Origin of the sequence: Micromonospora sp. A200, assembly GCF_029893845.1 — a bacterium.
Lineage (GTDB): Bacteria > Actinomycetota > Actinomycetes > Mycobacteriales > Micromonosporaceae > Micromonospora > Micromonospora purpureochromogenes.
In genome coordinates this window covers 47,040-59,105 of the sequence record NZ_JARXXY010000029.1, presented here as the reverse complement: position 1 = coordinate 59,105, position 12,066 = coordinate 47,040, and the positions used below count along the sequence as shown (strand labels likewise).

The 12,066-nt window shown below is 73.1% G+C and carries 7 protein-coding genes; 5 read left to right on the top strand and 2 right to left on the bottom strand.

The window, feature by feature from the left end; all coding sequences use genetic code 11:
- Positions 1-4 precede the first annotated feature (4 nt).
- The 3 genes from M2302_RS24655 (at position 5) to M2302_RS24645 (ending at position 5,648) form a co-directional block, all read left to right on the top strand.
- A complete protein-coding gene (locus M2302_RS24655; protein ID WP_280840227.1) occupies positions 5-1,993 on the top strand; it encodes a BTAD domain-containing putative transcriptional regulator in 1,989 nt (662 codons plus the stop codon).
- Between the two features lie 231 nt (positions 1,994-2,224).
- Positions 2,225-2,704 carry a sigma-70 family RNA polymerase sigma factor gene (locus tag M2302_RS24650; RefSeq protein WP_280840226.1) on the top strand — a complete coding sequence of 160 codons (480 nt, stop codon included), beginning with the start codon at positions 2,225-2,227 and terminating at the stop codon, positions 2,702-2,704.
- A gap of 121 nt (positions 2,705-2,825) precedes the next feature.
- A complete protein-coding gene (locus M2302_RS24645) occupies positions 2,826-5,648 on the top strand; it encodes a BTAD domain-containing putative transcriptional regulator (protein ID WP_280840225.1) in 2,823 nt (940 codons plus the stop codon).
- 43 nt (positions 5,649-5,691) lie between these two features.
- Here the strand turns inward: M2302_RS24645 and M2302_RS24640 are convergent, their stop codons facing one another.
- Positions 5,692-9,015 (bottom strand): S8 family serine peptidase, encoded by a 3,324-nt coding sequence (locus M2302_RS24640; RefSeq protein ID WP_280840224.1) that lies wholly within the window; start codon positions 9,013-9,015, stop codon positions 5,692-5,694.
- A 248-nt stretch (positions 9,016-9,263) separates the two neighbouring features.
- Here M2302_RS24640 and M2302_RS24635 point away from each other — a divergent pair, with 248 nt between their 5' ends.
- Positions 9,264-10,013, top strand: a complete 750-nt coding sequence (locus tag M2302_RS24635; protein WP_280840223.1) for an NAD(P)H-binding protein — start codon at positions 9,264-9,266, stop codon at positions 10,011-10,013.
- Between the two features lie 92 nt (positions 10,014-10,105).
- Positions 10,106-10,879, top strand: a complete 774-nt coding sequence (locus M2302_RS24630; protein WP_280840222.1) for a hypothetical protein — start codon at positions 10,106-10,108, stop codon at positions 10,877-10,879.
- Between the two features lie 11 nt (positions 10,880-10,890).
- On the opposite strand, the gene M2302_RS24625 is transcribed toward M2302_RS24630, so the two are convergent.
- A complete protein-coding gene (locus M2302_RS24625; RefSeq protein WP_280840221.1) occupies positions 10,891-11,844 on the bottom strand; it encodes a TerC/Alx family metal homeostasis membrane protein in 954 nt (317 codons plus the stop codon).
- Positions 11,845-12,066: the final 222 nt, after the last annotated feature.

Here is a 12,066-nt window from a genome sequence, read left to right as displayed (position 1 = left end):
CGGTGTGCGGGCGGAGGCGGGGGAGACGATCGGTTTCTCGGTGCTCGGCTCGATCAGGGTCGTCCGCGCCGGCGTCGAGCTGCATCTGGGTGCCCGCCAGCAGCGCCTGGTGCTCGCGTTGCTGCTGGCCCGGGCCGGTTCACCGGTCTCCCTGGCCGAGCTGATCGACCTGCTCTGGGGCGAGGAGGCCCCGGCCAGCGCCGCGAACGTCGTGCACCGGCACGTCGGGGTGCTCCGGCGGCTGTTCGAGCCCGGCCTGCCCACCCGGTCGGCGGGCCGGCACATCCTCCGGGAGCTCTCGGGCTATCGGTTGCGCGCCGACGAGGACTCCCTCGACCTGCTGAAGTTCCGGTCGCTGAGCCGGCTGGCGGGCCGCAGCCTGCAGGACGGCGACCCCGAGTCGGCGCTGCGGCATTCCCTCGACGGGCTGCGGCTGTGGCGCGGCCGGTGCGCCGCGGGCCTGGAACCGGCCTCCCGCCTACATCCCGCGTTCCTCGCCGTGGAGGCCGAACGCGCCGAGGCCGTGCGCGAGGCCGCCGACGCCGCCGAGCGCTGCGGCCGGATGAGCGCGGTGCTGGCGCCATTGCGGCAGGCCGCCGAGCAGCACCCGCTCGACGAGTCGCTGCAGAGCCGGTTGCTGCTGGCGCTCGCCGCCGACGGCCGCCAGGCGGAAGCCGTCGAGATGTACCGGGTGGTGCGCCGCCGGCTCGCCGACGAACTGGGCGTCGATCCGGGCGACGAGCTGCGGGAGGCGTACGACCGGCTGCTGCACCAGCGCACCCAGCCGGCGCGTACCGAATCGCCGTCGCCGTTTCCCCGGCCCGCGCAGCTGCCGCCGGACCTGCCCTTCTTCAACGGCCGGGACGACCTCGTCGCCGAGGCGCGCGCGGCGGTCGCGCGCCCGGGCGGGCCGGCGGTGCTGGCGATCGACGGCATGCCGGGGATCGGCAAGACCGCCCTCGCCGTCCACCTCGCCCACGAGTTCGCCGCCGGTTACCCGGACGGGCAGCTCTACGTCGACCTGCGCGGGTACGACGGCCGGGAGGCCGCGATGAGCCCGACCGAGGCGCTGCGCGGCTTCCTCGGCTCGCTCGGGGTGCCCCAGGAGGGCATTCCCGCCGAGCTGCACGCCCAGGCGGGCATGTACCGCAGCAGGCTCGCCGGCCGGCGCGTGCTGATCCTGCTCGACAACTGCCGGGACGCCGAGCAGATCCGGCACCTGCTGCCGGGCAGCCCCGGCTGTCTGGTGATCGTCACCAGTCGCAGCCGGCTCAGCACCCTGCTGACCACGGCCGGCGCCCACCCGCTGCCGGTCGGCCTGCCGAGTGTCGAGGAGGCCCGCGCGCTGCTGCTGCCGCCGCTCGGCGCCGGCGGCGCGGCGGACCCGGCCGCGATCGACGCCATCATCGCCAGCTGTGGGCGGCTGCCGCTCGCGCTGGCTGTGGTGGCCGCCCGCATGGTGAGCCTGCCGCCGACACCACCGGCACAGATCGCCGCCGAGCTGGCCCAGGCGCCCGGGAGCCTGGACGGCTTCGACGGCGACGACCCGCAGACCGGCCTGCGTGCCGCCTTCTCCTGGTCCTACCAGGCACTTTCCGCCCCGGCCGCCCGGCTCTTCCGGCTGCTGCCGGTCCATCCCGGCCCCGACATCTCGATCGCCGGGGCGGCGGCCCTGGCCGGCGTCCCGCTGCGGACCGGGCGGGCGCTGATCGGCGAGCTGAGCCGCGTGCACCTGATCAGCGAGGACCTGCCGGGCCGCTACCGCACCCATGCCCTGCTGCTGACCTATGCCACGGAGCTCGGTGAGGAGCACGACAGCCCGGCCGAGCGCGTCGCCGCGGAGCTGCGCTGCCGGCAGTTCCAGCCGGCAGCGGCTGACCGGCGCACCGGGGGCTGCTGGCCTACGCCGGTCCAACCCGATGATCGAGCCGGGGCCGGCGAGGCCCCGCTGCGCTTCGCCGGCCACGGCGACGCCCTGCGCTGCCGGCCCTGATCCCGTACGCGCAGACCGGGGACCGGTCGGCGGCTGGCCGGCCTGCTCGTGGCGGTCACGTCGCGTCCGTGACCGGTTGCGATCGGCGACGGCACTCGATCCGCACTTACGCGTCATTTTATTCGCATCGATCGTCCCTAGGCTCGTGCCTCATTCACCGTTGCTCCTGCCTGTGGGGGAAACATGGTGCTCCGGGCACTCGACGACTCGCCGGTCGGCCGGGCTGAGCGCATGACCGCGCTGCATGCGGACCACGCCCGTGCCGTGCTGCGTCTCCTGCTGGTGTTGACCCACGGTCAGCGGCAGACCGCCGAGGATCTGCTCCAGGAGACGATGCTGCGGACCTGGCGGCACCTCGACTCGGTGCCGGCCGAGCCCGATGCCGCCCGCCGGTGGCTCTGCACCGTCGCCCGGCGGCTCGTGATCGACGGGGTCCGGCTGCGGCGGGGCCGCCCGGCCGAGGTCCATCTCGTCGACATGACCTGGATTCCCGCCGGTGACGACACCACCGGCAGCGCGCTGGCGTCGCACGCCATCCGGCACGCGCTCAGCCGGCTCAGCCCGGCGCAGCGCAGTCTGCTCTCCGAGGTCTACCTGGTCGGGCGGTCACCGGAGGAGGTCGCGGGCCGGCTGGGGGTGCCGATCGGCACGGTGAAGTCCCGGACCCACTATGCGCTGCGCGCCCTGCGCACCGGCCTCAAGGCGGCCTGAACAGGGACGACTCCGCCGACCGGCGATCAGCGCCGCTGAGTCGAAGATCACATTGCCGCCGCGCGCCCGTCGGGCGGCGCGGGCCCTGCCATGCTATGGCGATCGTGGCAACCAGCCCTGTGTGGATCGCATCGAGATGACCACCCCGCTCTCCTTCGCCGTGCTCGGCCCGGTGCGGGCCTGGCGCGGCCAGTCCGAGGTCGATCTGGGCACCCGGCAGCAGCGGCTGATCCTGGCGTTGCTGCTCGCCCGGGCCGGCGGCGCGGTCAGCGTCGCCGAACTCGTCGACCTGCTCTGGGAGTCCGACCCCCCACCCAGCGCGGTCAACGTGGTGCACCGGCACGTCGGGATGCTCCGGCGGCGGTTCGAGCCGGGCCTGCCGACGCGGGCAGCGGGCTCGGTGCTGATCCGCGACGGCGCAGAATACCGGCTGCGGATCGACGGGGAGGCGCTCGACCTGCTGCGCTTCCGGCGCCTGGTCGCCCAGGCCGCCGGCAGTTCCGGCGAACCGGCGGTCGAGCTCTACCGGGAGGCGCTGGCGTTGTGGCGGGACCGGTGCGCCTCGGGCCTGCAGCCCGGGGGTCGGGCCCATCCGGAGTTCGTCGCTGTCGACGGCGAGCGGTTCGCGGCCGTCCGGGCGGCGACCGACGCCGCCTTGCGGGCCGGGTGCGTCCACGCGGTGCTGCCCGCGATCCGGCTGGCCGCCGAATACGAGCCGCTGGACGAGGCACTGCAGGCGCGGCTGCTGCTCGCGCTCGCCGCGGACGGCCGGCGGGCGGAGGCCCTCGCGGCTTATGCCGACATCGAGCACCGGCTCGCCGACGAACTTGGCATCCAGCCGGGCGGCGACCTGCGCGCGGCCCGGGACAGCGTGCTCGACCACGACGCCCCGGCTGACGGCTCCAGGTCGCGGCGCGGCGTCGGTCGCGCCGAGCTGGAGTTGTCGCAGCCGACCCGGGCGGAGCCGCCGGCGCAGTTGCCGGCCGACCACCCCCACTTCACCGGCCGCCGCGACGTCCTGGCCGCCGCTGAGGAGCTGCTGGCCGGGGACCGGCGGACCAGCGCGCTGGTCATCGACGGAATGCCCGGCGTCGGGAAGACCACCCTCGCGGTGCACCTGGCCCACCAGTTGGCCGCCCGCTACCCCGACGGGCAGTTGCACGCGGACCTGCGCGGGTTCGACTCCGGCGACTCGGTGATGACACCGGCGGAGGCGCTGCGCGGCTTCCTGTGGTCCCTCGGGGTCGCGCCGGCCGCCATCCCGGCCGAGCTGCACGCCCAGGCCGGCCTCTACCGCAGCATCCTGGCCGAGCGTCGGATGCTGATCCTGCTCGACAACTGCCGCGACTGGGACCAGATCCGGCACCTGCTGCCCGGCACCGGCGGCAGTCTCGTCATCGCCACCAGCCGCCGCCGGATCACCGGCGTGGCCGGCCAGGCGGGCGCCCACCCGCTGCACCTCGACCTGCTCACCCACGCCGAGGCCCGCGAGCTGCTCACCCGCCGGCTGGGCGACGCGGCCGCCGCCGACCCGGCCGCCGTCGACGAGATCATCGCGCGGTGCGGCCGACTGCCGCTGGCCCTGGCGCTGGTGGCCACCCGCAGCGTCGGCCGGCCCGGGCTCAGCCTGCCCGCGGTCGCCGGCGAGCTGGCCGAGGCCGACGGCCGGCTGGCCGGCTTCGGGGACACCCACGCCGACCTGGAGGCGATCTTCTCCTGGTCCTACCAGGCCCTGACTGCCGAGGCGGCCCGGCTCTTCCGGCTGCTGCCCCTGCACCCGGCCGGGGAGCTGAGCGCGGAAGCGGCGGCCGCCCTGGGCGGCCTGTCCCTGCGCGCCGCCCGCGGCCTGCTCGCCGAACTCGGGTCGCAGCTGCTGGTCCAGCCCGGCAACGGCCGGTGGCGGATGCACGACCTGCTGCGCGCCTACGCCGTGGAGCTCGGGGAGGAGCACGACGACGCGGCCGAGCGGGACGCCGCCATCGAGCGGGTCTACGACTACTACCAGCTCAGTGCGTACGCGGCGCATCTGCCCTTGCAGCCGCAGGTGCCGCTGCCGGAGCCGGAGCCCTCCGAGCGCGGGGTCACCGGGCGCGGCTTCACCGGCCGGGCCGACGCGATGGCCTGGTTCGCCGCCGAGCAGCGGGTGCTGACCGCCATCGTCGCGCGGGCCACGGAGCGCGGCCGGCCGCGTACGGCCTGGCAGATCGCGTTGGCCCTGCAGAACTTCTTCCAGGACACCGCGCAGTTCCGGCAGTGGGCGGCAACGATGAGCACCGGCCTCGCCGCGACCGGGGACGACCCCGCCGCCCAGGCCCTGCTGCACCGCAGCCTCGCCGGCGCCTGCTACTTCCTGGCCGATCTGGACCGCGGGCTGTCGCACCTGCAGCACGCCCGGGCGCTCTTCGAGCGGCTCGGCCGGCGCACCGAGCAGGGCCACGCGGAGAACAACATCGCCGAGATCCGGCTGGACCAGCGGCGCTACCACGAGGCGATCCGGCATGCCGAGGCCGCGCGGGCGCTCTTTCGCGCCGAGGGCAACGTACGGGGCGCCACCAACGCCCTGCTGGTCATCGCGCGGGCACAGGGCTGGCTCGGCCGGCACGCCGCGGCGCTGGGCATGTTCGTCGAGGCGCGCCGGCAGTTCGAGGCCCTCGGCGACCTGCACGGGACGGGCACCACCCAGGCCTGGCTGGCGCACACGTACTCGATGATCGACGACGTGCCGCACGCGATGGCGACCTGGCAGCAGGCGATCGACATCTTCCGCGACGCCCGGGCCACCCACCACACCGCGGAGGTGCTGGTCTCCATCGGCGACTTCCACTCGGCCGACGGCGACCCGGCCCTGGCCGGGCAGGCGTGGAGCGAGGCCCTGGCCGAGCTCGACGGGACGGACTCGCCAATGGCCCGGCGGATCCGCGACCGGCTGCTCTGGCACCGGTGATCCCGGACGCGGCGCCGGTGGGCGCCGCGTCCGGGGGCCGTTCTCAGTACCGGTAGGCGCGGATGACGGTCTGCTTGACGGTGTTACCGCTGGTGTCCGTTGCAGCGGCGCGCAGCGAGACGAAGCCGGTGCCGGCCGGGTTGCGCACCGAGGCGACCGCCTTCTCGCCGGACCGCCGCACGGTCAGCGGCTGCCAGGTCTTGCCGTCGTCGAAGGACGCCTCCACGGTCAGCGCCGTGGTCTGGCCCGGCGCCGCCCCGACCTGACGGTCGAGCGAGACCGGGATCGCGAACATCCGGCCGGCTGGCGCCCGGTTGTCGATGTCGAGCTCCGGGGTGTACCGGATCGCCGTCATCGGCAGCTTCACCAGTTCGCCGTCGCCCACGTGCCCGGACTTGAAGGTCCACTCCGCGTCGACCACCGTCGACAGGGTGAACGCCGGGTCGCTGCGGAACGTCGCCGCCAGCCGGTAGTCACCCGTCTCCGCCGGCACGTTCCACACCCAGGGCGTCTGGTTCGCGTCGCCGACCTTGACCCCGTTGCGGTAGAGGTTGACCTCCACGCTGCCGCCGCGCACATGCCGGAAGCCCATGTGCCCGGTGCCGTCGCCGTGCAGCGGCCCCGGCCCGCCGATCAGGTCGCCCCAGTAGCGGGTGGCGAACTGCTGGCCGAAGTTCGGCTCCGGGAAGACCGGCCCGGCCACCGCGTTGGCCCACTTCACCGTGTACGTGCGCCCGGGCCGGAAGCTGGTCCACGGCGACTCGTAGTACGTGTACCTCAGCTGGGCCGAGGTCGACTTCCACACCGCCTGCTTGTCCTGGTTGTAGTACTCGGTGATGGTGCTCGGCGCGTCGTAGGTGAAGCTCGGCGGGATGTTGCGCTCGTCGCGGTAGATCGGCGAGTTGCCGGGCGCGTGCGCGACCGCGGTCCGCGCAACCGGCACGCCGGCCACGTCCGCGCTGATCTGGGAGCGGACCGTGGCGAAGTCGCCCGCGCGCAGCTTGCGGGTCAGCCCGGTCATCATCTTCTTCGGCTCGTACAGGTAGACCCGGTAGGCGTACGGGCTGTTGTGCAGGGTGAACTCCGGGGTCACCTGGCCCCACATGCCGTTGACGTAGGAAACGAAGCCGGGCGTCTCGCCGGCCCCGATCTGTGCGGTCCGCAGGTGGTCGAAGGGGATGTTCATCAGCACGCCGTACAGGTCGTTGCTGCCCCAGATCTGCGGCTCCTCGGTCCGGATCGTCCAGCCGAACTCCTGGTGGACCGCGGTGGCCTTCGAATTCGGCACCGACACCGCGATCGGCTTCGCCAGGCGGGCGTCCATCGTGAGCGCCTGGTCCGTGGTCAGGTCGAGGCTCGGGCGTACCAGCGTGATGACGTCGTCGCCGCTCACCAGGTAGGTCTGGACCAGGTAGCGGCCCGCGCGGACCCGGTACCCGGTGGTCGCGAGGTCGCCGAACACCTGGATGGTCTGCCGGTCCAGGTCGGTCAGGACGGTCACCCAGCCCTGCTCGGGCGTGGGCGCTCCACCGTCCGGCCCGATGAGCTTGAGGGCCAGATCGTGGCGGGCGATGTCGAGCGCGACCGGGGTCTGCACCTGCGTGCCGCCGCCGGTGGCGGTCACCTCACCGCCGAAGTAGCGGTCGGGCAGGTCGGCGCCGGCCTGCACGGTGACGGTCACGGTGGCGGTGCCGCCGGCCGGGACCGTCACCGAGGAGGCGCTGAGGCTGAACAGGCCGGCCGGCGCCGGGGCGCCCTCGGCGTCCTTGGCGTCGAGGGAGACGGCCAGGGTGAGGGCGGAAGAGCCGCTGTTCGCGTACGTGATCGTGTGCTGCTGCGCCGCGGTGGTCCGCTCGAAGGCGACGCTGACCGGGCTCGCCGTGACGGTCTGCTGGATGGCCCGGGCGACGTCGAGGAAGCCGGCGCCCTGCTCGTAGACACCGATGCCGGCGTTCGGCTGCGCGGCCGCCATCAGCGTGGACTTGATCCGCTCAGGCGACCAGTCCGGGTGCTGCTGGGCCAGGATCGCCGCCGCGCCCGCCACGTGCGGCGCCGCCATCGAGGTGCCGTTGAGGCTGGCGTACTGCGGGTTCTCGTCGTCCGGCCACAGGTCGGAGGTCGAGCTGCGGGCGGCGACGATGCCGACGCCGGGCGCGGTCATGTCCGGCTTGATGCCGGCGTCGCCCGCGCGCGGACCCTGGCTCGAGAACTCGGCGAGCTCACCCGTCTTGCTCACGGCGCCCACGGTCAGCGCCTCGGCCACACCGCCGGGCGAGCTCACCGTGGACTCGCCGGCCTCGCCGCTGTTGCCCGCGGAGACGACGAAGAGCACCCCGTAGCGGGACGTGAGGTCGGTCAGGGCCGCCTCGACCGGGTCGGTCCCCGGGCTGTCCGGGCCGCCGAGGCTCATGTTGACGACCTTGACGCCCTGCTCCGCCGCCCAGGTCATGCCGGCCAGGATCGCCGACTCCGGGCAGCCCTCCGCCATGCAGACCTTGGCGCTGTAGAGGGTCGCGCCGGGCGCCACGCCCTTGTGACGGCCCTGCGACGCGGCCGCGCTGCCGGCGATGGTGGAGGCGACGTGGGTACCGTGGCCGACCCGGTCGAGGGCGTCCGGTTCGGCGGTGAAGTTCTCGGCGGCGGCGACGCGGCCGGCCAGGTCGGGGTGGGTCTGGTCGACGCCCGTGTCGATCACACCGACCTTCACCCCCGTTCCCGTCCAGCCGGCCTGCCAGGCCTGCGGCGCGCCGGTCAGCGGGACGCTGACGTCGAGGGTCGGCTGGCGCAGCCCGTCGAGCCAGATCTTGTCGAATCCGGCCCGCAGCTGCCGCTCCGTGCCGCTCCCGGCGGACGTGACGGTGTTCCAGAAGGACACCGCGTCCGCGCGGCTCTCCGCGACAGCGCTCGCCCCGGAGAGCTGCCGGGTGGTCCGGGCGCCGGCGAGGCCGGCGGCGCCGCCGCCGCCGTGTTGGACGATGAGCGGCAGGGTGGCCCGGGTGTCGTCGTAGCCGAACTCGACCAGCTTCGAGATGTCGAAGAGCCGCGTGTCGAGCTTGCCCCGGTTGAGCAGGCCGACGGCGTCCGCGGGGATGACCCGCACGTCCTTGCCGGCGTTGTGGGTGATGAACGGAATTTGTTCCCGTCCCTTGCCCGGCACCACGTCGACAGTCGTCTGGCCGTTCACGTTGCCGAGGTGGACGGTGTCGCCGGTGAGCAGAGTGATCTTCCGGGGCTCGGCCGCGACCTTGGGTGTGGTCGTCGGCTTCGCGGCCCCGGACTGCGCCGATGCCGGCACACCCCCCGGAGCCGCCGCCGAGACGCCGAGCACCAGCAGTGCCAGCGCCGATATCTTGTGAATTGAGCGCATCATTCTCCCTGGATGAACGCGAGAGGTATCCAGGTGCTCCGGACGTGACCGGTGGGTGAAAGTTCACCCCGTGTGACCTGGGTCACTGTCATGCCCGATCCCCGCGCATCCCGATTCGCGCCGCGCCGCACCTCGACCGCCCCTACCTTGTAGGTCAGGGCGAGGCCGTTGACCACCGCGCTGTCATCGCATCGAGCCCGCTCGGAAGTCCGCGGCGCCTCGCATCCGGTCTGAGACAGGAGCGCACCATGCGGGTGGCGGTCGCCGGCGCATCCGGCAACATCGGGTCCCTCACTGTGACGGCCCTGCAACGTCACGGGCACGACCCGGTACCCATCAGCCGGTCGCACGGCGTCGACCTGCTGACCGGACGGGGGCTGGACGAGGCCCTGAGCGGCGTCGACGTCGTCGTCGATGCGATCAGCGCACCACCCGCCGACCGCGAGGCCACGGCGAGCTACTTCGCCACCACCACGCAGAACCTGCTGCGAGCGGAGCAGCAGGCGGGGGTACGACACCACGTGGTGCTCTCGATCGTCGAGGTACACCGCATCGCGGGAACCGCGCACTATTCCGGCAAGCGCGAGCAGGAGCGCCTGGTGTCCACCGGACCGGTGCCGTGGACCATCGTGCCCGCCACCCAGTTCTTCGACTTCGCCGCCACGGTGGCCGGATGGACCGAACGGGACGGCACCGCCTACCTCGCGCCACTGCTCGTCCAGCCGATCGCGCCGGCTGACGTCGCCGAATTCCTGACAGTGGCCGCAGGTGGCCCACCGCAGGGACGCCATCCTGGTGTGGCCGGCCCCGATCGTCACGACCTCGTGGACATGGCGCGCCGGACCCACCAGGTGTTGGGACGTGACCTGAAGATCGTCCCCACCTGGGAGGCGATCCTCGGCGCGGACATGGCAGGAAACGTGCTACTGCCGGGACCGGACGCCCGGATAGCAGACACGACCTTCGACGACTGGCTCGCGGAGCAGGCGGCGGACTGAGTACGACCCGGGCCGGGGGCCATCACCGGCAACGATCGCTCGCTATCGTGCCCTCGTTCCGGCCACCCGGCCGGCCGCACGGGGGAATCACCATGAAGCACCGCACCACGCTGTTCACGCTGGGTCTGGCCGGCGTCCTGCTCGTCGCGGGCGGGTGTACCGGGTCGACGGAGCCCACCCGGGCCGAGCCGACGGTCCGGGCCGGCAATGCCGCGCCGTCTCCGACGCCCGACACCGCTCGGGCCGAGTTGGTCGAGGCGTTGCAGCGGTCGCAGGGCGTCGCCCACCGGTACGCGGTGCGCGGCGACCTGCCCGAGGGGGAGACCGTCAAGGGCACCGGTGTCTTCGACCCGAAGGCGCGCCGTTTCCAGTCGACGATCGCGGTCACCGGCGGGAAGTACCCCTCTGCGGGTAGCCGGATCGTGATCGGGACCGACAGCTACGTACGGCCGTCCGACGAGAAGGACTGGGTGCACGTCGACCTGAAGCGGGTGAAGCGGGACGACCCCTTCCTGCGCTTCGACTGGGCCGACCCGACCGGCCTGAAGACGTTCACCTCGACGATCACCTCGGCGCAGCGGACCGGCCCGCACTCCTGGACCGGCCGCTTCGACCCGGACGGTGAGGACGTGGAGTCGTTTCTCCCCGTGGGCGCGCCGAGCATCGTCTCGATCGGTATGCCCCTGTCGCCGTTCACGATCACGACCGACGACCGGGGCTGGGTCACCTCGATCAGGGTGGAGCTCACTCCCAGTGAGGGCCCGAAGCTGACGATGACCACCACGATGAGCGGCCACGGGAAGGCGCAACAGATCAAGGCGCCGGCGCGGGCCGGGGAGGCCGCCGACTTCTACTACGCCAGGTGACGCACAGCTCCTCAGCCGCCGGCGTGGCGGCGCCGGTCCCGGCGGGCCGACAGCACGCTCCAGCCGATCGAAACCGACAGGGTCACCACCACCACCAGCAGGGTGAGCCAGAGCGGCAGCGTGCCCACCGGCGTCTCGGCCAGGATCAGCTTCGCCCCGGCGAACGCCAGCAGCACCGCCAGCCCGTAGCGCAGGTGGCCGAAGTGCCGCAGCAGTCCGGCCAGACAGAAGTAGAGGCTGCGCAGCCCCAGCACGGCGAACGCCGTCGCCGTCCAGACGAGGAAGGTGTTGGTGGTGATGGCCAGGATCGCCGCCACGGAGTCGATCGCGAACACCACGTCGGTCGCCTCGATCGCCACCAGCGCCACCAGCAGCAGCGTCGCATGCCGCCGGCCGTCGACCCGGACGGTGAACCGGCCGCCGTGGTACCGCTGCTCGGTCGGCACCACCCGTCGGAAGAACCGGACCACGACGTTGCGGTCGGGGTCGACGTCAGGTTCGCCGCGCACCGCCAGGCGCCACCCGGTCCAGATCAGGAACGCCCCGAGCACGAACCCGGCGAAGGCCAACCGGTGCAGCAGTTCCGCTCCGGCGAAGATGAAGACCAGTCGGAATCCGAGCGCGCCGACCACACCCCAGAACAACACCTTGTGCTGGTATTCCTCGGGCACCCGGAAGTAGCCGAACAGCAGCGCGAAGACGAAGACGTTGTCGACGGAGAGCGCCTTTTCCAGCAGGTAGCCGGAGTAGTACGCGACCGCCGGCTCGCCGCCCCACCCCACCCAGACGATCAGGCCGAAGGCCAGTCCGGCGGCGATCCAGACGGCGCTCCAGATCAGCGCTTCCCGCAGCTCGATCACGTGGTTGTCGCGGTGGGAGAGCACGTCCACCGCGAGCATGACGGCGATGACGGCCCCGATCGCGGCCCAGGCCCAGAGCGGAGCCGGGAACATGCCCGGGTCCATCAGACGCCCTCCGCATCCACCAGAGGAATCGACGGCGGCTGTCGCCGCCGTGCAGCCGGGTCAGGCAAGCGGCTACCGTGCGAGCGGAGCGGTCAGCTGGTGTTCCGTTGCCGCGACGCAACGTCGCTGAGCCTAGCCAGCGATCACGGCGCACCGCCGTCTGCTCGGTCGGCGTCACCCGACCGGGGCGGCCCGTACGCCGGGATCGAATGGCGGGTGCGC